The organism is Streptomyces cyaneofuscatus (assembly GCF_000718135.1).
In the GTDB taxonomy this organism is placed as follows: domain Bacteria; phylum Actinomycetota; class Actinomycetes; order Streptomycetales; family Streptomycetaceae; genus Streptomyces; species Streptomyces cyaneofuscatus.
In genome coordinates this window covers 1-22065 of the sequence record NZ_JOEM01000027.1, presented here as the reverse complement: position 1 = coordinate 22065, position 22065 = coordinate 1, and the positions used below count along the sequence as shown (strand labels likewise).

General features: G+C 72.1%; 22 protein-coding genes. 7 read left to right on the top strand and 15 right to left on the bottom strand.

The window, feature by feature from the left end; genetic code table 11:
• Positions 1-110 precede the first annotated feature (110 nt).
• Entirely contained in the window at positions 111-794 is a 684-nt protein-coding gene (locus IF17_RS0132210) for a DNA alkylation repair protein (RefSeq protein ID WP_030573765.1), read from the bottom strand.
• Between the two features lie 135 nt (positions 795-929).
• Between IF17_RS0132210 and IF17_RS0132205 the strand changes: the two genes are divergently transcribed.
• The 4 genes from IF17_RS0132205 (at position 930) to IF17_RS0132190 (ending at position 4642) form a co-directional block, all read left to right on the top strand.
• Positions 930-1751, top strand: a complete 822-nt coding sequence (locus IF17_RS0132205; RefSeq protein ID WP_030573763.1) for a DUF4253 domain-containing protein — start codon at positions 930-932, stop codon at positions 1749-1751.
• Positions 1730-3742 carry a hypothetical protein gene (locus tag IF17_RS0132200; RefSeq protein ID WP_030573760.1) on the top strand — a complete coding sequence of 671 codons (2013 nt, stop codon included), beginning with the start codon at positions 1730-1732 and terminating at the stop codon, positions 3740-3742. Before IF17_RS0132205 ends, IF17_RS0132200 begins: the two co-directional genes overlap by 22 nt.
• Positions 3743-3805: 63 nt before the next feature.
• Entirely contained in the window at positions 3806-4147 is a 342-nt protein-coding gene (locus IF17_RS0132195; RefSeq protein WP_030573757.1) for a hypothetical protein, read from the top strand.
• Between the two features lie 18 nt (positions 4148-4165).
• Entirely contained in the window at positions 4166-4642 is a 477-nt protein-coding gene (locus tag IF17_RS0132190; RefSeq protein WP_030573753.1) for a hypothetical protein, read from the top strand.
• Between the two features lie 58 nt (positions 4643-4700).
• Here the strand turns inward: IF17_RS0132190 and hemB are convergent, their stop codons facing one another.
• The 6 genes from hemB to IF17_RS0132160 all read right to left on the bottom strand — a co-directional run bounded on the left by hemB (position 4701) and on the right by IF17_RS0132160 (position 11273).
• Entirely contained in the window at positions 4701-5708 is a 1008-nt protein-coding gene (gene hemB / locus IF17_RS0132185) for a porphobilinogen synthase (protein WP_030573750.1), read from the bottom strand.
• A gap of 109 nt (positions 5709-5817) precedes the next feature.
• The gene (locus tag IF17_RS0132180; protein ID WP_030573747.1) at positions 5818-7488 is read right to left on the bottom strand and encodes a bifunctional uroporphyrinogen-III C-methyltransferase/uroporphyrinogen-III synthase; all 1671 of its coding nucleotides are present in this window, start codon (positions 7486-7488) and stop codon (positions 5818-5820) included.
• Positions 7485-8471: a hydroxymethylbilane synthase gene (gene hemC / locus IF17_RS0132175; RefSeq protein ID WP_030573744.1), complete on the bottom strand. Its 987-nt coding sequence runs from the start codon at positions 8469-8471 to the stop codon at positions 7485-7487. Before hemC ends, IF17_RS0132180 begins: the two co-directional genes overlap by 4 nt.
• Positions 8468-9961: a glutamyl-tRNA reductase gene (locus IF17_RS0132170; protein ID WP_030573741.1), complete on the bottom strand. Its 1494-nt coding sequence runs from the start codon at positions 9959-9961 to the stop codon at positions 8468-8470. The genes hemC and IF17_RS0132170 overlap by 4 nt, the downstream gene beginning before the upstream one ends.
• Complete coding sequence (locus IF17_RS0132165; protein WP_030573738.1) at positions 9958-10725, bottom strand: redox-sensing transcriptional repressor Rex; 768 nt, start codon at positions 10723-10725, stop codon at positions 9958-9960. The genes IF17_RS0132170 and IF17_RS0132165 overlap by 4 nt, the downstream gene beginning before the upstream one ends.
• 257 nt (positions 10726-10982) lie before the next feature.
• Positions 10983-11273, bottom strand: coding sequence for a glutaredoxin family protein (locus IF17_RS0132160; RefSeq protein WP_018512652.1), 291 nt, complete (start codon positions 11271-11273; stop codon positions 10983-10985).
• 136 nt (positions 11274-11409) lie between these two features.
• Here IF17_RS0132160 and IF17_RS0132155 point away from each other — a divergent pair, with 136 nt between their 5' ends.
• The 3 genes from IF17_RS0132155 to IF17_RS0132145 all read left to right on the top strand — a co-directional run bounded on the left by IF17_RS0132155 (position 11410) and on the right by IF17_RS0132145 (position 14885).
• Positions 11410-12366, top strand: a complete 957-nt coding sequence (locus tag IF17_RS0132155) for an HAD family hydrolase (protein WP_030573735.1) — start codon at positions 11410-11412, stop codon at positions 12364-12366.
• A 276-nt stretch (positions 12367-12642) separates the two neighbouring features.
• Positions 12643-13419 carry an ECF subfamily RNA polymerase sigma factor, BldN family gene (locus IF17_RS0132150; RefSeq protein WP_026241604.1) on the top strand — a complete coding sequence of 259 codons (777 nt, stop codon included), beginning with the start codon at positions 12643-12645 and terminating at the stop codon, positions 13417-13419.
• 236 nt (positions 13420-13655) lie between these two features.
• The gene (locus IF17_RS0132145; protein WP_030573732.1) at positions 13656-14885 is read left to right on the top strand and encodes a DUF5667 domain-containing protein; all 1230 of its coding nucleotides are present in this window, start codon (positions 13656-13658) and stop codon (positions 14883-14885) included.
• 95 nt (positions 14886-14980) lie between these two features.
• On the opposite strand, the gene IF17_RS0132140 is transcribed toward IF17_RS0132145, so the two are convergent.
• From IF17_RS0132140 to IF17_RS0132105, 8 genes are all read right to left on the bottom strand, one after another.
• Positions 14981-16075, bottom strand: coding sequence for a lysophospholipid acyltransferase family protein (locus IF17_RS0132140; protein ID WP_030573729.1), 1095 nt, complete (start codon positions 16073-16075; stop codon positions 14981-14983).
• Positions 16076-16090: 15 nt separating this feature from the next.
• Positions 16091-17179, bottom strand: a complete 1089-nt coding sequence (locus tag IF17_RS0132135; RefSeq protein WP_030573726.1) for an NAD-dependent epimerase/dehydratase family protein — start codon at positions 17177-17179, stop codon at positions 16091-16093.
• A 188-nt stretch (positions 17180-17367) separates the two neighbouring features.
• Entirely contained in the window at positions 17368-17466 is a 99-nt protein-coding gene (locus tag IF17_RS1000000138170; protein ID WP_003948845.1) for a 30S ribosomal protein bS22, read from the bottom strand.
• A gap of 153 nt (positions 17467-17619) precedes the next feature.
• Positions 17620-17832 carry a helix-turn-helix domain-containing protein gene (locus tag IF17_RS0132125; RefSeq protein WP_015609302.1) on the bottom strand — a complete coding sequence of 71 codons (213 nt, stop codon included), beginning with the start codon at positions 17830-17832 and terminating at the stop codon, positions 17620-17622.
• A 128-nt stretch (positions 17833-17960) separates the two neighbouring features.
• Entirely contained in the window at positions 17961-18776 is an 816-nt protein-coding gene (locus IF17_RS0132120; RefSeq protein WP_030573723.1) for a phosphatase, read from the bottom strand.
• Positions 18777-18882: 106 nt separating this feature from the next.
• Positions 18883-20055 (bottom strand): acetoin utilization protein AcuC, encoded by a 1173-nt coding sequence (locus tag IF17_RS0132115; RefSeq protein WP_030573720.1) that lies wholly within the window; start codon positions 20053-20055, stop codon positions 18883-18885.
• Positions 20024-21262, bottom strand: a complete 1239-nt coding sequence (locus IF17_RS0132110) for an MFS transporter (protein ID WP_030573717.1) — start codon at positions 21260-21262, stop codon at positions 20024-20026. Before IF17_RS0132110 ends, IF17_RS0132115 begins: the two co-directional genes overlap by 32 nt.
• Positions 21263-21304: 42 nt before the next feature.
• Positions 21305-21949 (bottom strand): HAD family hydrolase, encoded by a 645-nt coding sequence (locus IF17_RS0132105; RefSeq protein ID WP_018512642.1) that lies wholly within the window; start codon positions 21947-21949, stop codon positions 21305-21307.
• Positions 21950-22065 lie beyond the last annotated feature (116 nt).

Below are 22065 nucleotides of genomic sequence, written 5' to 3'. Positions count from 1 at the left end.
ATGAGGTCGCCGGGAACAGGCCACCGCGACGATACGCGCGCACCGGCCGGACGGCCCTCCTGCGGAGCCGAGTCAGGAGATGTCACCCGTACGTCCCTCTCGCGGTCCCTCTACTTCGCGGCCTGCTTCTCCTCCTGCCGGCGCACCATCTCGGCGATCCACGCCGGCGCGAACGGCGACGTGCAGTTCGGCGGGGTCGGGTAGTCCTTGAGCACCTCCAGGCGCTCACCGATGGCGACCGCGCGGGCGCGGTGTCCGGGGTGCTCGATGCCGATCTGGGCCAGGCAGTGGTTCATCGCCCACTGGAGGCGGTCCGGAGCGTCCTTCATCTCCGCCTCCACGGTGTCCAGCAGCCCGTCGAGGTGGAGTCCGTCGGGCTTCTTCGCCACCCGCTCGGTCGTCAGCGCCCACCCGGCGCTCGCGACCACGGGGTCGGGGTCCTCCGTCCAGGCGAGGCGCAGCTCCTCGGCGTGCGGGCTCTTCTTGACCACGTAGTTGACGAGCCAGTCGTGCACCTTGGGGGCGCGCGCCTCGCGCAGCATGGTGTCCAGCTCGTCGCGGCCGTAGGCCTTCGGCCGCGAGACCAGGATCGCCAGGAGCCGGGCGGCGGTGTCATCGGTCGCCCAGAGTTCGCGGGCCAGGTCCTGCTGCGTCTTCAGCCGCTTGGCGAGAGCGCGCAGCTTGCCGAGGTGGACGCCGTGGTCGTCGCCGTGCTTCTCGTTGACCGCGCGCATCTTCGGGTCGTCGAGGCCGGCCAGTTCGGCCATGACCTGCGCCGTCGTCGTCCCGGTCATCACGGCCTCCTGTCCGTCGCGGAGGTCTCACCCTATGTCCGAGGACGGCCGCCCGCCCCTGGTCCTCTCCCCGTCATCCGGGGTCCTGTCCTGGTCATCCGGGGGCTGTCAGTGGTGCCCCCTAGAGTCACCACCATGGCGACGCTCCCGAATCCCCTGCCCTCCCTGGCCTCCTCGGGCCTGGACCTCCCGCCCGGCTCCCTGGTGGACGCCACCCTGGACGGCCCCTGGCACGAACCGCTGCTCTGGTACGCGGACGGGCCCGCCGCTCCCCGTGACTGGACGGCCCTGCGGGCGGCCGGGCGGCGGCTCGGGCTGCTGCCGGTGCTGGTCAACGGGGGCTCGCGCGGCCAGTGGCCCGAGGAGTGGGACCTGTGCCCGGACACCACGACGTATCCGGGCGACCACGACGCCGACGAGGTGCTGGCGGGGTACTGGACGGACTACGCGGACGACGAGGTCGGCGAGGTCAGCGAGGCCGGCGACGATTCGGAGCGCTCCGCCGGCTCCTGGCCCGGTCTCGCCCCGACGCCGCAGGAGGCCGGCGAGGACCCGGACGAGGCGGCCGCGGGCCTGGCGGGCGTGATCACGGCCGACCCGGACAGCTGGCTCGGCGGCGCCCGGATGGCCCTCGTCCCGGCCCGTCGCAGCGCGGACATACCGGCGGCGATCGGCTGGTCCGGCCCGGTGAACCACGAGAACGACGTGGCCCGGCTCTGCGCGGTGCTCCGCTCCTGGGAGGACCGCTACGACGCCCGGGTCGTGGTGCTCGGCTTCGACACGATGATCGTCTCCGTGGGCCGCCCGCCGACCACCCCGGAGGAGGCCCGCGCGCTGGCCGCCGAGCACTACGCGTTCTGCCCGGACAACATCGACCAGTCCCCGCCGTACGACCTCGACGCGTACGCGGAGAAGCACGTCCTCGACCAGGAAGTGTGGTCGTTCTGGTGGGACTGACGGCACAGCGGCGCTCCGACCTCTCCCGGATCACGGCATGGTGGCGCGGCCTGGGCGGCGACGGCTTCGCCGCCCTGCCGCCGCCGACCCGCAGCCGCTACACCCAGTCCGACGGCCATGAGGACGCCGCCGAGCTGTTCGCGGCCCGGGGCATCGCCGGGGGTGCCTCCTTCGCGTACTGGCACTGGCAGTCCCATGCCGCCTTCGACCGTTCCGGCGCTCTCACGGGCCCGTTGTACCTGCACTGGGGCGGCGATCACGCCACGGTCGCCGCCGGTCTCGGCGAAGGTCCGCCCGGCTACCGGATCGTCAGCGGCGGCCCGCAGGGCGCGTTCCAGCTGGACCGGGTCACGGAGCGGGACGCCGACGGCCTGCCCGATCCGCAGGACGAGGCCGGGGTACGCCAGTTCCTCGACCGGATCGGCACGTCCCGCCACCACGGCTCCCCTGCCCCCCTCACCGGGCCCGAGGAGCGTTGGCTGCACGACCGGCTGGCCTCTCCGGTCGAGCTGCCACGGGTCGCGGGGTTCGCCGCCGCGCTGGAGCTGCGGAAGGCGCTGACGCCGGACGAGACGTCACGGCTGCTGGCCGCCTGGCAGGAGGAGTACGCCGGGCGGCTCTCCGCGTGGCCCGGCCGGCGGCCCGTGCTGAACGCGCTGCTGCGTCAGGAGCGGGAGGAGGCCTGGGACGTGGCCCCCGCCCTCGGCCCGGATGCGGCCGACACCCTCGCCGAGCACCCCTCGGAACGGGCTCTGGCCGCCCTGCGCGCGACGGTGCTCGCCGGGGACGACCGGGCCGTCTCCGCCTGGTTCCGTACGCACCGCACGCTCCACGACCCGGACCCGCTCGGGGCCGCCCGTGCGCTCTCCGAGGAGCTCCCCGCCCGGCCCGCTGCCCAGGCCGCCCTGCTGGCCGCGCTGCGCACCGCCGTGACGCAGGACTGGCGCACCGCCCACCCGGAAGCGGACCGCGGCGCCGCCCAGGCCTTCTCCGCCCTCACCGCCGTCCGGTTCGCCACGGACGACCGGCTGCCGCACCCCCTGCGCGTGGCGGCCGCGCGAGCGGCGTACGACCAGGTCGGCCACGTACGGGAGAAGGCCGCACGGCTCACCGGGATCGGCGAGGCGGAGGTGTCCGCCGCGGCCGACCGGTACGAGACCGCCCGCGACGGCCTGCTCGCGGGCACCGGCCCCGACCTCACCGGCCACGAGGGCGGGCTGTGCGACATCTGGCACCGCTACCGCACGCTCTCCCCCGCCGACATCCGATGGCTGCGGGACCGGCTGGCCGACCCCACCACCGGCGTCCAGGGCGTCGCCTTCTGCCTGGAGCTGCTCCACGCCCACGGCGAGGCCGGCGAAACAGAGCTGCTCGCCCTCCTGCCGCGCTGGAAGAAGGAGCTGACCAAGCAGTACCGCACCACGTACACCGAGTGGCGCCACCCCCTGGTCACCCTCACCTGCCTCGCCCAGGACCTCGCCCACCCGGCCGCTCACGACCTGCTGGCCTGGTGGGCGAGGCCCAAGCCGCTCTGGAAGGCCCCGCTCCGCCTCCTCACCCACCTGGGCGCGCCGGACGAGGCCCGGGCCGCCGAGCTCTGGGAGTTCACGGTCTCCGGCGGCCACGACACCGGCCACCTGATGACCTGGGTCCTGCTCCGCGCCCGGCTCGACGGCACGCACCCGCTGCTGGTCGCCGAGCGGCTGATCGGCGAGCCGGGCATCCGGCAGCACGTCCTGCACCGGGTCCTGATCGGCGTGGCCGACCCCGCCCAACCGCTGTGGCACTACGCCCTCGACCCGCGCAGCCGCGGCTGGTGGCAGCGCGCCCGGGAAGTGGCGGACGACCCACGCCTCTCCGCCGGGGCCCGCGCGATCGGCCTGGCGGCGGCCCGCGGCCACCACGTCCTGCGCCACCCGGACCAGGTCCGCCCGGCCCTCACGGAAGGGGAACGGAGCGAGGCCCGCGCCTGGCTCGACGCGCGGGCGTGAACGGCTGTCGGCTGAGCACCCGTACTCATGCGGGCGGCCGCCGCCCGGGGTTGACTCGTACGCATGCCCGACACCGCACGCGACCCCCGCGCCTGGATCGCCCCGCTGGTCTGCACGCTCGTGACCCTGCCGATGGGGCTCACCGCCCTCTTCATCGGCGGGCTCACCCCGATGTCCTGCGACTCCTGCGACGGCACCGAGGCCGCCCGTTTCGACGCGAGCTTCGTGCCGGCGTGGACCGTCCTGTGCGTGGGTCTGCTCCTGGCCGTGATGGCGCTGGTCGCCAGCTGGACCGTGCCCTGGCAGATGCGCAACATGGCCCGGCGCGTGGGCCTGGCACTGGCCGCACCTGCCACCGCGATGGTCACTTTCGTAGCATTCATGGCACTGGTCGACTGGCCCTGACAGAAAGTGTCCACCCCCATGAACGACACGCACCCCCCGACCACGGCAGCGGCGGCAGCGGCCGAAGCCGCCGAACGCCTGATAGCCGAGTACCGCGCACTGCCCCCCGGCAGTGACCGCAAGCGCGAGATCATCACCGAACTGGACGCCAACGCGCAGGCGTTGCCGTTCCTCGTCTCGGTGGTCGCCGACGCGGAGGAGTACGACCTCGCCCGCGTGGAGAGCGCCACCGTCCTGCGGGTCTGGCCCCCGGACGACCCCGACCTCCGCCGCCGCGCGGGCCGCGCCCTGCTCACCGCCCTGCGGGAACCGGAGGAGGACCTGGTCCGCCAGTACGCGGCGATGTCGCTCGCGCCCTACACCTCGGACCCGCTGGTCGCGATGGCCCTGGACTCCACCGCCCGCGCGGACCAGGACCCGCTCGTACGGGACAGCGCCCGGTTCTCCATCAAGGAGGCCCACCGGCTCCAGGAGACCGGAGCAGGCGGACCCTGAGCGCCCTCAGTTCCGGCGGACCCTGAGCATCCTCAGTTCCGGCGGGCCCTGAGCGCGCTCAGTTCCTGCCCGGCCCTCCGAGCCACTGGGCGACCTCGGTCGCCCAGTAGGTGAGGATCATCTGCGCCCCGGCCCGCCGGATCCCGGTCAGGCTCTCCAGGATCGCCTTGTCCCGGTCGATCCAGCCCTTCTCGGCGGCGGCCTCGATCATCGCGTACTCGCCGCTGATCTGGTACGCCGCGACCGGCACGTGCACGGACTCCGCGACCTTGGCGAGGATGTCCAGATACGGTCCGGCGGGCTTCACCATCACCATGTCGGCGCCCTCCTCCAGGTCGAGCGCCAGCTCCCGCAGCGACTCCCGGGCGTTGGCCGGGTCCTGCTGGTAGGTCTTGCGGTCGCCGGTCAGCGAGGAGCCGACGGCCTCACGGAAGGGGCCGTAGAAGGCGGAGGTGTACTTCACGGTGTAGGCGAGGATCGACACGTCCTCGTACCCGGTCTGGTCCAGAGCGTCGCGGACCACGCCGACCTGGCCGTCCATCATCCCGCTGGGACCCACCACATGGGCCCCGGCATCCGCCTGGACCTGGGCCATCTCCGCGTACCGCTCCAGCGTCGCGTCGTTGTCCACCCGCCCTTCGGCGTCCAGGACCCCGCAGTGGCCGTGGTCGGTGAACTCGTCCAGGCACAGGTCCGACATGATCACCAGGTCGTCGCCGACCTCCTCGCGGACCGCGCGCAGCCCGAGCTGGAGGATGCCGTCGGGGTCGGTGCCCGCCGTGCCCCGGGCGTCCTTCTTCGCGTCCTCCGGGACGCCGAAGAGCATGATCCCCGAGACCCCGGCCGTCACCGCCTCGACGGCCGCCTTCCGCAGGGTGTCCAGGGTGTGCTGGTACACGCCGGGCATGGCCGAGACGGCGACCGGGGCGTCGATGCCCTCCCGTACGAACGCGGGGAGGATCAGGTTCGCCGGGTCGAGCCGGGTCTCGGCGACCATCCGCCGCATCGCCGGGGTCGTCCGCAGCCGCCGGGGGCGGGAGCCGGGGAAGTTTCCGTACGCAGTCATCCTTCGACGATAGACCCGCCCCTACCACCCGCTTACCGACACCTGTGCCGGAAAAAGACGACGGGCCCGGCCGCCGAAGCGACCGGGCCCACCCACCCTCGTACTGCTACTACGTCGTCGTCCGGCGCCTGCGCGCACCCGGGCGCCGCTCGCTCGGCCGGGTCACCGGGTCGCCGGCCTCCTTCGCCGCGTCCCGCCGCTGCGTGCCGAAGGCGGCGAGCGCCTCGGCGAGCTTGTGCACGGACGGCTCCGGGGACAGGACGTCCACGCGCAGGCCGTGCTCCTCGGCGGTCTTCGCGGTGGCCGGGCCGATACACGCGATGACGGTCACGTTGTGCGGCTTGCCCGCGATGCCGACCAGGTTCCGGACGGTCGAGGACGAGGTGAACAGGACCGCGTCGAAGCCGCCGCCCTTGATCGCCTCGCGGGTGTCGGCCGGCGGCGGCGAGGCGCGGACCGTGCGGTACGCGGTGACGTCGTCGACCTCCCAGCCCAGCTCGATCAGCCCGGCCACCAGGGTCTCGGTGGCGATGTCGGCGCGCGGCAGGAACACCCGGTCGATCGGGTCGAAGACCGGGTCGTAGGGCGGCCAGTCCTCCAGCAGCCCGGCGGCGGACTGCTCACCGGAGGGCACCAGGTCCGGCTTCACACCGAAGTCGACCAGGGCGGCGGCCGTCTGCTCACCGACGGCCGCGACCTTGATCCCGGCGAAGGCACGGGCGTCGAGCCCGTACTCCTCGAACTTCTCCCGCACCGCCTTGACGGCGTTCACGCTGGTGAAGGCGATCCACTCGTAGCGCCCGGTGACCAGGCCCTTGACCGCGCGCTCCATCTGCTGGGGCGTACGCGGCGGCTCGACGGCGATCGTCGGGACCTCGTGCGGCACCGCGCCGTAGGAACGCAGCTGGTCGGAGAGCGAAGCGGCCTGCTCCTTCGTGCGCGGCACGAGCACCTTCCAGCCGAACAGCGGCTTGGACTCGAACCACGCGAGCTGGTCGCGCTGGGCGGCGGAGCTGCGCTCACCGACCACGGCTATGACCGGCCGGTGCCCCTCCGGGGAGGGCAGCACCTTCGCCTGCTTGAGGGTCTGGGCGATCGTCCCGAGGGTCGCCGTCCAGGTCCGCTGGCGGGTGGTGGTGCCCGCGATCGTCACGGTGAGCGGGGTGTCGGGCTTGCGGCCCGCCGAGACCAGCTCGCCGGCGGCGGCGGCGACCGAGTCCAGCGTGGTGGAGACGACGGCGGTCGCATCGCTCGCGCCGACCTCGCTCCAGCACCGGTCGGAGGCCGTACGCGCGTCGACGAAGCGCACATCGGCGCCCTGCGCGTCCCGCAGCGGCACCCCGGCGTACGCGGGCACGCCGACGGCGTTCGCGACGCCCGGGACGACCTCGAAGGGCACCCCGGCGGCGGCGCAGGCGAGCATCTCCGCGCCCGCGTCGCCGTCCAGGCCCGGGTCGCCCGCGACAGCACGGACCACCCGCCTGCCGCCCTTCGCGGCCTCCATGACAAGATTGGCCGCGTCCCTGAGAACGGGTACTCCGGCGGCTGTTGACGACACGTCAACAACCGTCAGCTCAGACGTGCTTACGCCTGCCCGCGCATGGCCGCGAACGACGTCGAGAACGTCCGGTTCGGCGACCAGGACGTCCGCGCTCGCAAGCGCCTCGACGGCGCGCAGCGTCAGCAGTCCCGGGTCGCCGGGACCGGCGCCGAGGAAGGTGACCTGGCCTCGTGGGGACAGGGCAGGAAAGTCGGATGCGGCGGGGCCGGTGGGGCTCAAAGTGCTCGCTCCCCCATAAGACCGGCCGCACCCTTGGCGAGCATCTCGGACGCGAGTTCGCGACCGAGGGCCGCCGCGTCGTCGTGCGACGTGGGGACGGGACCGGTGGTGGACAGCTGTACCAGCGAGGAACCGTCGGTGGAACCGACGACTCCGCGCAGGCGCAGTTCGTTGACAACCTGTCCGTCGACCAGGAGGTCGGCCAGCGCACCCACAGGTGCGGAGCAGCCGGCCTCCAGGGCGGCGAGCAGGGCACGTTCGGCGGTCACGGCGACCCGGGTGTACGGGTCGTCGAGCTCGGCGAGCGCGGCGGCGAGGTCGGCGCTTGTGGCAGCGCACTCGATCGCCAGTGCCCCCTGGCCGGGAGCGGGCAAAACGGTGTCGACCGGCAGGAAGTCGGTCACCTCACCGGTCCGGCCCAGACGGCTGAGCCCGGCGGCGGCGAGAACCACCGCGTCGAGCTCCCCGTCCCGCACGAACCCGATCCGCGTGTCGACGTTGCCCCGGATGGGGACGGTCTCGATCCGCAGGCCGTGCGAGCGGGCGTACGCGTTGAGCTGCGCCATCCGGCGCGGCGAACCGGTGCCGATGCGGGCGCCGTCGGGCAGCTGCTCGAAGGTCAGCCCGTCGCGGGCCACCAGGGCGTCGCGCGGGTCCTCGCGCTGCGGCACGGCGGCCAGCACGAGGTCGTCGGGCTGGGCGGTCGGCAGGTCCTTGAGCGAGTGGACGGCGAAGTCCACCTCGCCCCGCAGCAGCGCCTCGCGCAGGGCCGCGACGAACACACCGGTGCCGCCGATCTGCGCCAGGTGCTCACGGGAGGTGTCCCCGTACGTGGTGATCTCGACGAGCTCGACGGCGCGCCCGGTCACCTCGCGGACCGCCTCGGCCACGAGGCCGGACTGGGCCATGGCGAGCTTGGAGCGCCGGGTGCCCAGCCGGAGCGGCGCGGGGTTGCCCGCGCCCGGCGATGAGTTGTCGGTCATGACCGCCCTCTATTCGGGTCGTTCAGGTCGGCCCGGGAGACGGCGGCCACCGTCTGCGGGTCGAGGTCGAAGAGTTCGCGCAGCGCGTCCGCGTACCCGGCGCCGCCGGGCTCGCTGGCCAGCTGCTTGACCCGCACGGTGGGCGCGTGCAGGAGTTTGTCGACGACGCGGCGCACGGTCTGGGTGATCTCGGCGCGCTGCTTCTCGTCAAGGTCGGGGAGGCGGCCGTCCAGCCGGGCGATCTCGCCGGCGACCACGTCGGCGGCCATGGTGCGCAGGGCGACCACGGTCGGGGCGACATGGGCGGCGCGCTGGGCGGCGCCGAAGGCGGCCACCTCGTCGGCGACGATCGTGCGGACCTGGTCCACGTCGGCGGCCATCGGGGCGTCGGCGGAGGCGTCGGCGAGCGACTCGATGTCGACGAGGCGGACACCGTCGATGCGGTGGGCGGCGCCGTCGATGTCGCGCGGCATGGCGAGGTCGAGCAGGGCCAGCTTGACCGGTCCGGTGGACTGCGCGGGCAGGGTGACCCGGCGCGGGGCCTCGGGCGCGGAGGTGGTGGAACCGTTCTCCACCCAGGCGGCGTGCTGGTCGACGTCGGCGGGGGCCGGGTGGGCCGTGACGGCGGGCGCCTCGGCCGGGGCGTCCAGGGTGACGCCGAGGGCGTCGGCCAGGGCGTCGGCGGTGAGGACGAGGCCGGTGGCGCCGGTGCAGGAGACGACGACGTCGGCACGTGTCAGTTCGTCGCCGACCGCGGACATCTCGACGGCGTGGGCGCGCACGGTGGTGTCGTCGCCCTGCTGGAGGATCTCCACCAGCCGGTCCGCGCGGGAGCGGGTCCGGTTGGCGACGACGATCTCGGCGACGCCGGTCCGCGCCAGGGTGGCGGCGGCCAGCGAGGACATGGATCCGGCGCCGATCACCAGGGCGCGCTTGCCCTGGGCCCAGAGGCCCGGGTCGGCGCCGGCGGCGAGCTGCTGGAGCCCGAAGGAGACGAGGGACTGCCCGGCCCGGTCGATGCCGGTCTCGCTGTGGGCGCGCTTGCCGACCCGCAGGGCCTGCTGGAAGAGGTCGTTGAGCAGCCGTCCGGCGGTGTGCAGCTCCTGGCCGCGCGCGAGCGCGTCCTTGATCTGGCCGAGGATCTGGCCCTCGCCGACGACCATCGAGTCCAGGCCGCAGGCCACCGAGAAGAGGTGGTGGACGGCCCGGTCCTCGTAGTGCACATAGAGGTACGGAGTGAGCTCGTCCAGCCCGACGCCGCTGTGCTGGGCGAGCAGGGTGGAGAGCTCGGCGACGCCCGCGTGGAACTTGTCCACGTCCGCGTACAGCTCGATGCGGTTGCAGGTGGCCAGCACGGCGGCCTCGGTCGCGGGTTCCGCGGCGAGGGTGTCCTGGAGCAGCTTGGCCTGGGTGTCGGCAGCGAGGGAGGCCCGCTCCAGCACGGAGACGGGGGCGCTGCGGTGGCTCAGCCCGACGACGAGGAGGCTCATGCCGGCATCACGGCGGGCATGTCCCCGTCGGGTCCCTTCCGGCTGGCGGGCGTGGCGCGCATCGGCGGGGCCTCGGGGTCCTCGCCCTCGGCGGGCGCGTCCTCGCCGGCCTTGCGCTGCTCGTGGAAGGCCAGGATCTGCAGCTCGATGGAGAGGTCGACCTTGCGTACGTCGACGCCCTCGGGGACCGAGAGCACGGTCGGCGCGAAGTTCAGGATGGAGGTCACCCCGGCGGCCACGAGCCGGTCGCAGACCTGCTGGGCGGCGCCGGGCGGGGTGGTGATCACGCCGATGGACACACCGTTGTCGCTGATGATCCGGTCCAGGTCGTCCGTGTGCTGGACGGCGATCCCTGCCACCGGCGTACCGGCCATGGCGGGGTCGGCGTCGATCAGCGCGGCGACCCGGAAGCCGCGGGAGGCGAAGCCGCCGTAGTTGGCGAGGGCCGCGCCCAGGTTACCGATGCCGACGATGGCGACCGGCCAGTCCTGCGTGAGCCCGAGCTCGCGGGAGATCTGGTAGACGAGATACTCGACGTCGTACCCGACCCCGCGGGTGCCGTAGGACCCCAGGTAGCTGAAGTCCTTGCGCAGCTTCGCGGAGTTGACCCCGGCCGCGGTCGCCAGCTCCTCCGAGGAGACCGTGGGAACGGATCGCTCGGAGAGCGCGGTGAGGGCGCGCAGATACAGCGGAAGTCGGGCGACGGTGGCCTCGGGAATTCCTCGGCTACGGGTCGCCGGTCGGTGAGTTCGGCCAGTTGCCACGGTGCTCCTGCGGGATGAGCGGGGCTGCAGGCGGCCGTATGTCCCAAGACCGCCCCGTCGAATGCAGGCTATGTCTTTGTGAACGCGTGCACAAAGATGGTGTCCGTTTTGTCCGGTCAAAGTGACCGGGGTCACGCACATCGCCCGCGCGATCCCGGAACCAGGGACCGCATCAGCCCGTTGCAGCCTCGAAGGGGGCAAAGCGGTACACGCTCCTCATGTCTACGCCCCCGAGACCACTCAAAACGCCCACGATGTTAACCGAGTTTCACGTCCGCCCCCAGCGCCTTGCGCAGTCTCGCCGGGTCCACCCGCCAGAACGTGTGCTGTTCGTCATCGATGAGCACCACCGGAATCTGCTCCCAGTACTCCTTGTACAGCTCCTCGTCCTCGGTGATGTCCTTCTCCACCCACGACGCACCGGTCTCCTCGCAGACCGCGCTCACCACCGCCCGGGCGTCCTCGCACAGATGACATCCGGGCTTGCCCACCAGGGTGACCACCCGGTCGGCGGGCTTCTTCTTCGTACGGCGCAGCAGAGGACTCATGCCTCTCATTCTGCGCCCGTCCAGTGCGCCGGCGGACCGCCCGGAATCGCCCGATTAACGATTCGGCCCCGCAGAGTTCACGCCGCCGCATCCCGGCAGGTCGGGCACGTACCGGCGGACTGGCTATGCTCACCGCATGGCCGCACTTGGATGGCTCACACCCCGTAGGCGTTCCGCAACCGCACGGAGCGTCCTGGCAGGCGAGGCCGCGGCCGAGGCCGCACGCAAGACCTCGGCCGAGGACGAGTCCGCCCTCCTGACCGGAGCCCCCGACCAGGCATCCGACCAGGCGCCCGAGGAGCCCGCGTTCCCCGTCGCCGGGGACGACCGCGCCGCCGCCTTCTTCGACCTCGACAACACCGTCATGCAGGGCGCCGCGATCTTCCACTTCGGCCGGGGCCTGTACAAGCGGAAGTTCTTCGAGCGCCGCGAACTCACCCGCTTCGCCTGGCAGCAGGCCTGGTTCCGGCTGGCCGGCGTCGAGGACCCCGAGCACATGCAGGACGCCCGCGACAGCGCGCTCTCCATCGTCAAGGGCCACCGCGTCTCCGAGCTGATGTCCATCGGCGAGGAGATCTACGACGAGTACATGGCCGACCGCATCTGGCCCGGCACCCGCGCCCTGGCCCAGGCCCACCTCGACGCCGGCCAGCGCGTCTGGCTGGTCACCGCCGCCCCGGTGGAGACCGCCACCATCATCGCCCGCCGCCTCGGCCTGACCGGCGCGCTCGGCACCGTCGCCGAATCGGTCGACGGCGTCTACACCGGCCGCCTGGTGGGCGAGCCGCTGCACGGCCCCGCCAAGGCCGAAGCCGTACGCGCCCTGGCGGCGGCCGAGGGCCTGGACCTGGAGCGGTGCGCCGCCTACAGCGACTCGCACAACGACATCCCGATGCTCTCGCTGGTCGGCCACCCCTACGCGATCAACCCGGACACCAAGCTCCGCAAGCACGCCCGCTCCCTGGACTGGCGGCTGCGCGACTACCGCACCGGCCGCAAGGCGGCCAAGGTCGGCATCCCCGCCGCGGCCGGGGTCGGCGCACTGGCGGGCGGCACCGCCGCCGCCCTCGCCCTGCACCGCCGCCGCCGCTGACCGCGGCCCACGCCACGCGCTGTGCCCGTCAACCGGGCGCCAGACGGTAGAGCGACAGATCACGAAGCAATCCGATCAATAAGTGGTCACGATGTGCTGCCCGTTGCGTCACTTAGCGATACAAGAAACGACGTAATCGGTGATTTAGACAACTGGGTGTAGCGCCGCCTGCACGAAGCGTTATTCTCCTCAGACGCATCACGGAGACCGCCGCTCGCTACGACGAGTGACGTTTTTCGAACTGCTCGTGATGGAAGCTCTGCCTCTGGGAGTCCCGTGTACCCACACGTCGGGGTTGACGCCTCGGGCCTGGCTACGCTGCGTGCATCGGTCATTGACCGCCTGCGCGGCTTCGTCCCCACCGCGTACGCCGTCCCCGCCTTTGCCACCCCTGCACCTGCCGGACCGTGCTACGCCATGGCCGAACGCAGTGCGGCGGTCGGAAGACGCAGCACCCGCGCCGCCTCGACCACGTCGACCGTCCGCCGTCCCACGGCCGACAGCGACAGCGCGCGCATGATGGATCTCGTCGAGCGCGCGCAGGCCGGCGAGGCCGACGCCTTCGGCCGCCTGTACGACCAGTACAGCGACACCGTGTACCGGTACATCTACTACCGCGTGGGCGGCAAGGCGACCGCGGAGGACCTCACCAGTGAGACCTTCCTCCGCGCGCTGCGCCGTATCTCCACGTTCACCTGGCAGGGCCGCGACTTCGGCGCCTGGCTGGTCACCATCGCTCGCAACCTGGTCGCCGACCACTTCAAATCCAGTCGGTTCCGACTGGAAGTGACCACCGGCGAAATGCTCGACGCCAACGAGGTGGCGCGCTCCCCCGAGGACTCCGTCCTGGAGTCCCTCTCCAACGCCGCACTGCTCCAGGCCGTGCGCCGACTCAATCCACAGCAGCAGGAGTGCGTCACACTGCGCTTCCTGCAAGGCCTCTCGGTCGCCGAGACGGCCCGGGTGATGGGAAAGAACGAGGGCGCCATCAAGACCCTTCAGTACCGCGCCGTACGGACGCTCGCCCGGCTCCTGCCGGACGACGCCCGCTGACCGGGACAGCTCCACCCCTTCCCACCGCTGCCCGAAAGTGACCGTCCCGTCACGCACTGGTCCGATCATCTTTCGTGCGTAACCCAAGTGCCGAGGCGCTCGTTGTGCCGGTTGCAGGCCCCCTGTCGTCACCCCATGTCCGTAACCACTCACTCCATCGAGTGGAAACGCTCAAGGTGTGCAACCTTCCGGACCGCCAGGGGAGTCGACCGTCATGACGAGAGGAGGTGCCGCCAGTGATCGCAAACGTTTCGGCACACCGGCGGGCGAACGCCTTCGCCCAGGCCCTGGAGGAGCAGACCCCCCAGGGTGCGGCGGCCGTACAGCCCGAGGAGCCGGCCGACCAGGCCGACCGCGGACCGCTGTTGGCCCTGGCGAACGGCCTCGGTGAGCTACCGAAGCCGCAGTTGGACCCCGAGGTCAAAGTGGTGCAGCGAGCCCAGCTCGTCGCGGCCATGGAGGCCATGTTCGCCGAGGGCGGCGCATCGACGGGCCCTACGGTGCCCGTGCAACGGGGCAAGGGGGCCCACCGGGCCTCGCCACTGCGCAAACTGCGTCCCCGCTCCCGCTGGGCGAAGGGGCTCACCGCCGGTGGGCTCACCGTGGGTGTGGCAGCCGGGGCGTTCGGCGGAGTGGCCGCTGCCAGCTCCGACGCCCTCCCCGGTGACTCGCTGTACGGGCTGAAGCGCGGGATGGAGGACATCAGCCTCGGCATGGCCAAGGGCGACGCCGACCGCGGCGAGGCCTACCTCGACCAGGCGTCCACCCGGCTCAGCGAAGCCCGCAGACTCATGGAGCGCGGCCGCGCCGGCGAGCTGGACCACGAATCCCTCGGCGCCGTCAGACGCGCGCTCAACGGCATGTCCCACGACGCCTCCGAGGGCCACCGCCTGCTCCACTCCGCCTACCAGCGCGACGGCTCCATCGGCCCCATCCAGACCCTGGACACCTTCTCCCGCTCGCACCGCTCCGCCTGGAGCAGCCTCCGCGACCGGCTCCCCGTCCAGCTCACCGACATCCGCGACCAGGTCAGCTCCGTCTTCGAGGCCATGGAGCACGACGTCGCCCCGCTCCAGTCCCTCCTCCCCCGCCCCCCGGGCGGCAGCGAGGACACCGGACGCACCGACACCACCACGCCGGACACCGGAACCCCCCGGACCGACGACCCCGCACCCACCGCCCCGGCCCCCTCCGAGGGCCGCCCCGACTCCAGCACCGCACCCAAGCCGTCGGACTCCTCGGACTCCCCCGGCTCCTCGGACCCGACCCCCGACGACGGCCTCCTCGGCGGCGGCTCGGACGGACTGCTCGACGACCTCCCCACCGACGGGCTCCCCCAGCCGTCCCCGGAGGACAAGCCCAGCACCGCGCCCCGCCCCGCCCCGGACGTCACCCTCCCCCCGCTGCTCCCCGGGCTCCTCCCCGGCCTCGGGATCGACGGGGAGAACCTCAAGCCCAAGCCGTAGCACGTACGAGGGAGGGGGCCGGTACGCGATCCGCGCACCGGCCCCCTCCCTCGTACCCGAACCCTCAGAAGACCGAGCCTTCAGTAGACCGAGCCTCAGAAGAAGACCGACCGCCGCTGCACCAGCAGCTTGTACAGCGTGTGCTGGATCTGCTCCCGCACCTGGTCCGTCAGGTTGAACATCAGCATCGGGTCCTCGGCCGCCTCCGGCGGATAGCCGTCCGTCGGGATCGGCTCACCGAACTGGATCGTCCACTTCGTCGGCAGCGGCACCGCACCCAGCGGCCCCAGCCACGGGAACGTCGGCGTGATCGGGAAGTACGGGAAGCCCAGCAGCCGCGCCAGCGTCTTCGCGTTGCCGATCATCGGGTAGATCTCCTCGGCCCCCACGATCGAGCACGGCACGATCGGCGCCCCCGCCCGCAGCGCCGTCGAGACGAACCCGCCCCGTCCGAACCGCTGCAGCTTGTACCGGTCGCCGAACGGCTTCCCGATCCCCTTGAAGCCCTCCGGCATCACCCCGACGATCTCGCCGAGCTCCAGCAGCCGCTGCGCGTCCTCCGCACAGGCCAGCGTGTGCCCGGCCTTGCGCGCCAGCTCGTTGACGACCGGGAGGTGGAAGACCAGATCGGCGGCGAGCAGCCGCAGATGGCGCTCGGCCGGGTGGTTGTCGTGCACCGCGACCTGGAGCATCAGCCCGTCCAGGGGCAGCGTGCCGGAGTGGTTGGCCACGATGAGCGCCCCGCCCTCCGACGGGATGTTCTCGATGCCCTTCACCTCGACCCGGAAGTACTTGTCCGCCAGCGGCCGCAACGCCGACATCAGGACCTGGTCGGTGAGCTCCTTGTCGTAACCGAACTCGTCGACCTCGTAGTCACCGGTGACCCGCCGCCGCAGGAACGCCAGCCCGCCCGCGATCCGCCGGTCCCAGCCACCATCGGTCCCCCGCGCCTCGCCCACCGGATACTCCCGGGACTCCGGGGCCTCCTGGGGCTGCTGAGGCTCCTGCGGCCCCTCCCCGGCCTCCGGGGAGGGGCCAGGGAGCCGGCCGCCCGGCAGGGCGCTCACAGGGGCCGTGGAGCCGTCGCCCCGCCCACCGCTGCCGCTCCCCGTCCGGCGCCGGGCCGGACGCGAGCCGCCACCGGACCGCGAACGGTCGTCGTCGAACGGAATGACCTTGGCATCCGCCATCGTGGCCGCGCTCCTCTACCTGGCGCCGTGAGTCGTCTGTACCGCACCGGTCCCGCGCTCCCGCGGCCCGGCACCCCCCGGCAGCGGCAGCTCCGCCAGCCACCCCACCGCCCTGCCCACCGTCTCCGGCGGCAGCAGCCCCGGGCCCCGGCTCCGCGCGAACTCCGCGAACGTCCCGGCCGTGGTGAACTCCGGCCGGAAACCGAGGGTCTCGCGCATCTGCACGGTCGACACCACCCTGCCGTGGGTCAGCAGCCGGATCTGCTCCGGCGAGAAGTCGGTCATGCCGATCGTACGGAGCGCCGAGCCGACCCACGTGACGGCGGGCAGCAGCACCGGAACGGTCGGCTTCCCCAGCCGCCGCGAGCACTGGGAGAGCAACAGCACCCCCTCCCCGGCGATGTTGAAGGTCCCGCTGTTCAGCGTCCCGCGCCGGGGCTCACGCGCGGCGACCTGGAGGACGTCGACCACATCGTCCTCGTGCACGAACTGGAGCCGGGGGTCGTAGCCGAAGACCGTCGGCAGGACCGGCAGCGACAGATAGTCCGCCAGCGGCGAGTCCGGCCGCGGCCCCAGGATGTTGGCGAACCGCAGCACGCACACCGCGACGTCCGGCCGCCGCCGGGCGAAGCCCCGTACGTACCCCTCGACCTCCACCGCGTCCTTCGCGAACCCGCCGCTCGGCAGCGACTTGGGCGGCGTGGTCTCGGTGAACACCGCCGGATCGCGGGACGCCGACCCGTACACGCTCGTGCTGGACTTCACCACGAGCCGCTGCACGGTCGGCGACTTCTGGCAGGCACCGAGCAGCTGCATGGTGCCGATGACGTTGGTCTCCTTGATCGCCGTCCGGCCGCCGGCGCCGAGCGCCTTGCCGGAGACGTCCAGGTGCACGACCGTGTCGACGGCGTACTCGGCCAGGATCCGCGCCAGCGCGGACTGCCGGATGTCCGCGCGGACGAACTCCGCCTCCCCCAGCGGGTGCGCGGGCGCGACCGCGTCCACGGCGATCACCCGGTCCACCCCGGGATCGCGCTGGACGCGCCGGACGAAGCGGCCCCCCAGCTGCCGGGCCACTCCTGTGACGAGGACGACCTTCCCCAAGACCAGCGCCTTCCGTCGGCACGGGAAGCCGAACCCTGCTTCCCTGTTCCCCTGCTTCCCGCGGTAACTTCCCTGGCCGTCACCGTAGCGCTTGGACGGTTCCCTGTGACGACCCCGTGCCCCGAAACGCACCGCAGCCCTCCCGCCAGGACGGCGGGAGGGCTGCGGATCTCACGAACTGCGTTCGCTTACTTCTTGTTGCGACGCTGAACGCGCGTGCGCTTGAGCAGCTTGCGGTGCTTCTTCTTGGCCATCCGCTTGCGCCGCTTCTTGATAACAGAGCCCACGACTACCCTCGCTCACTTCATCTTCACTGGTGCGGGGCGTCTGGGCCCACACGACCTACGTCGGCCTAGCCTACCCGCCACCGGGTGAGGGACGTAATCCGAGGGCAGACCCCAGGCGGTCCGACGGCTTTCCTCAGGGTTTTGAGGGCGGCCTCAGGCTGATTCCACCCCCACAAAGGACTCGCGGAGATACGCGTGAACCGCTTGCTCCGGCACCCGGAAGGACCTTCCCACCCGGATCGCCGGCAGATGACCGCTGTGCACCAAGCGGTACACGGTCATCTTCGACACTCGCATGACCGAGGCGACTTCCGCCACGGTCAGAAACCTGACCTCGTTGAGAGGCCTTTCGTTGTCAGCAGCCATGACCCACCTGTACCTTCCGCACCGGACGCGCACCGGCTTCCCCTCCGGTGACTCTTCGTCGCTGTGCGCTCACTCCCCAGGTTAGGGGCGGGTGGTGCGAGTGGGGAAGAGGAGGGACGTCCGGGCGGCTACGAGGACAGACCGGCCCGGTGGAGCACATACCTCGTCAGTGGCCGGTAGTAGTGCGAACGGACCCCGTCATCCAGCGGTACGACGACCGAAACCCGCCCCTCGGCCTCGCCGACGAAGAGCGCGGGATCATCCGTATCCGCCGGCCCGATCGCCTCGATACCGAGCTGACCTGCGCCGCAGACCCACCCGTGATCCCCGATCACCAGCTCCGGAAGAACCCCGTACCGCTCCGCCGCGTCCTGGAGCGCCACCCGGACCGGCAGCGGGGAATGCGTGTGTGCGCCGGTTTCACCACCCGAGGGCCGCCCCCCGGGCTCGCGTACCAGCGCGACCCCCCGTACGTAGTCGAGGCGGTACGTGCGTACGCCGAACCGGGTCGTTATGTCGATACATCTCCCCTGCGCGGGGGTGAGAACAGGGCATCCCGCCGACGACAAGGCGTCTGCCAGCCCGGCGTAGAACCCCAACAGCCGGTGCGGATGCCCGGTCCCCAGCAGCACCGGGGCCCGCAACGACGCCACCCGCCCCAGCCGCTCCGCGAACGCGTCCAGCGCGGCCACCGTCCGCTCCGGGTCGATCGCGTCCGGACCCGACACATGCGCCGGATCGGCCGAGACCCCGCACCGCTCCGCCATCAGCCGCAGCACCTCCGGCTCGGCCCAAGCCCGCTCGGGCGCGAGCCCGAGCATCACCCGCGGATCGCGCGCGGCGAACAGCCGGTAGCTGCGCAGACTGTTCTCGCGCGACGTGGCAACGGGCCCGGCCAGCCGGGCCGCCAGCAGATGGGCGCGTAACGCCCCGGTGCTCAACACCCTCGGGATGCTGCCGTACCGGACCACCCGGGCGGGCCGAAATCCCGGTACGCCCCACTGTTGGCGTAACCGCACGGCACAATGCCCACCCGCGTACGCCACCGGGTCAGGCGAGCAGCCCCCGCAGCGGGAACGCCGCCTTACGGGTCGCGATGACCGCCTGGTCCAGCCGGTCCGCCGGGTCGTATCCGTCCTCCCAGGACTTCCAGGAGGGCGTACGCCCGTCGGTCATCCGGCCAGGGCCCAACTGCCGCGTACGGGCGTAGACAAGATCCCGCCACGACGGCGGAACCACCGACTCCGGATCGACGGGAGCGTGCGCGGCGATCCCGACCAGATGCGTCCACGACCGCGGTACGACATCCACCACCGCGTACCCGCCCCCGCCGAGCGCCACCCACCGCCCGCCCTCCGCGTACTGGTGCGCCAGCTCGTGACAGGACTCCATGACCGCCCGCTGGGCGTCCAGGGAGACGGCGAGATGGGCGAGCGGATCCTCGAAGTGCGTGTCGGCCCCGTGCTGCGTGACGAGCACCTGGGGCCGGAAATCGGCCAGCAGCTCGGGCACCACGGCATGGAACGCCCGCAGCCACCCGGCGTCCCCGGTCCCGGCGGGCAACGCCAGGTTCACCGCGGACCCCTCGCCCGCCCCGGCCCCGGTCTCCGCCGGCCACCCGGTCTGCGGGAAAAGAGTGCGCGGGTGCTCGTGCAGCGAGATCGTCAGCACCCTGGGGTCCTCCCAGAACGCGGCCTGCACCCCGTCCCCGTGGTGGACGTCCACATCGACGTACGCGACCCGCTCGGCGCCGAGCTCCAGCAGCCGGGCGATGGCGAGGGCCGGATCGTTGTAGATGCAGAACCCGGCGGCCGCGCCCGGCATGGCGTGGTGCAACCCCCCGGTGAAGTTCACCGCGTGCGCGGTCTCCCCGCGCCACACGGCCTCGGCGGCCCCGACGGACAGCCCGGCGATCAGCGCGGACGCCTCATGCATCCCCGCGAACGCCGGATCATCCACCGTACCCAGCCCGTACTCCTGGTCGGCCGCCCGGGGATCGGCCGATGCGGCCCGCACGGCGGAGACGTAGTCCTGCCGGTGCACGAGCCGCAGGGTCGAGTCCCCCACGGGCTTCGCCCCCCGCAGGTCCACCGCCTCATCGAGCCCGAACGCCCGCACCAGCCCCATCGTCAGGGCGAGGCGGACCGGGTCCATGGGGTGACTCTCCCCGAAGTCGTATCCCGTAACTGCGTCATCCCACATCAGCTGTGTGCGGCCGCTCATGCCCGCCACCGTATCGGGCGGGGCTCGGAGCGAACGAGCGGGCATACACCAGCGTCGCCAGCACCAGAACCATCGGTACGAGCATGGCGCCCCGGTAGCTCCACGCATCGCCCAGAACCCCCACCAGCGGCGAACCCACCAGGAACCCCACATAGTTGAAGATATTGAGCCGGGCCACGGCGGCGTCACTGTTCCCCGGGAACAACCGCCCGGCCGCGGCGAAGGTCTGCGGCACGATCACACAGAGCCCGAGCCCGAGCATGGTGAACCCGAGCATCCCCACCCAGGCTCCCGGCGCCCCGGCCACCACCGCGAACCCGCCGGCCGCCAGGAGACTCCCGCCCCGCACCACGGCCACCGCCCCGAACCGCCGCACCCCGAGGTCCCCGACGGCCCGCCCCAGCAGCGTCGTCACCATGTAGACGTTGTAGGGAAGCGTCGACATCTGCTCCGAGCTGCCGAGCACGTCCTGGAGGTACTTGGCACTCCAGTTGGAGACGGTCGAGTCACCGATGTACGCGAAGCACATCACCAGGCAGAGCGGCAGCAGCAGCTTGAACGACAGGGACCCCCCGGCCGCCTTCGGCGCCCCTCCGCCGACTGGCTCCTCCGGACTCCGCCCCTCGGTGTACCACCGGCTGCCCACCAGGGCGGCGGGCAGCAGCACGGCCACGACGGGCAGGTAGGACACGAACAGCGACAGATCCCAGCGCGCCCCGACCCACGCCAGCGATGCCCCGGCGATCCCCCCGAGGCTGTACGCGGCGTGGAACCCGAGCATGATGGAGCGCCCGTACGCCCGCTGGAGGCTGACGCCCATCATGTTCATCGAGGCGTCCAGCGCCCCGACCGCCAGCCCGAAAAACCCGAGCGCCACGGCGATGTGCCAGAGCTGACGGCCCGCCCCCACCCCGAGCAGGGACAGCAGCACGAGGGGCTGCGCCCAGCGCAGGACGACACCGGGCCGCACCCGCGCGACCACCTTCTCGGTGAGTACGCTGCCGGCGCCCGCCAGGATCGGGACAGCGGCGAGGAAGACGGGCAGCAGCCCGTCGGATATCCCGTACTGGTCCTGGAGGGCGGGGATACGCGTCACGAGGAGAGCGAACGCCACCCCCTGGACACCGAAGCTCAGCGCCAGGGAGACCCTGCCGCGCCGCAAGCCGGGGGCGACCGCGCCCGGACGTGTCATGCCCGCGTCTGTCATGGCCGCGAGCGTAAGCCCAGGATCTACCCATGGGTAGATGGATCAGGCGAGCAGTTCCGGGAGTTGGGCCATGTCCGAGAAGTACCCGGTCACTCCCGCCAGCCGGTCCGCGGGCATCATCGACGTGAACCCGTACACGTCCATCCCCGCGGCCCGGGCCGCCTCGACGCCGAGCGGGCTGTCCTCGATGACGACGCACCGCTCCGGCGCGACGCCCATCCGCTCGGCGGCGTGCAGGAACAGGTCCGGCGCCGGCTTGCCCCGCCCGACGTCCTCCGAGCTGAAGATCCACTCCTCCTCGAACCACTGGTCGATCCCGGTCTTACGGTGCCCGACCCGGATCTTCTCGTGGCTCCCGGACGAGGCGACGCAGTAATCAACCCCGTCGGCGACGAGCTTGCCGAGCAGGTCCTGGACCCCGTCCACCGCCACCAGCTCCTGCTGGAAGGCAGCAAAGGTGCGGGCGTAGAGGGTGGCCTCGAAGTCTGCGGGGAGCTTCTCGCCACCCCGCTCCTCGACGAGGTCGTGCACCCGGTGCACGGCGGCCCCCATGTAGTCGCGGAGCGACTCCTCGTACGAGGTGGGGTGACCGAGTTCGGTGAGGTAGCCGGCGAGGATGGTGTTGGAGATCGGCTCACTGTCGACGAGCACACCATCGTTGTCGAAGATGACCAGTTCGTAGCGCATGGTTCGACCCTAGACGCTCAGAACGCAGAAAAGCCCCGCACCATACGGTGCGGGGCTTTCCCGGAAAAATTGTTCGGCGGCGTCCTACTCTCCCACAGGGTCCCCCCTGCAGTACC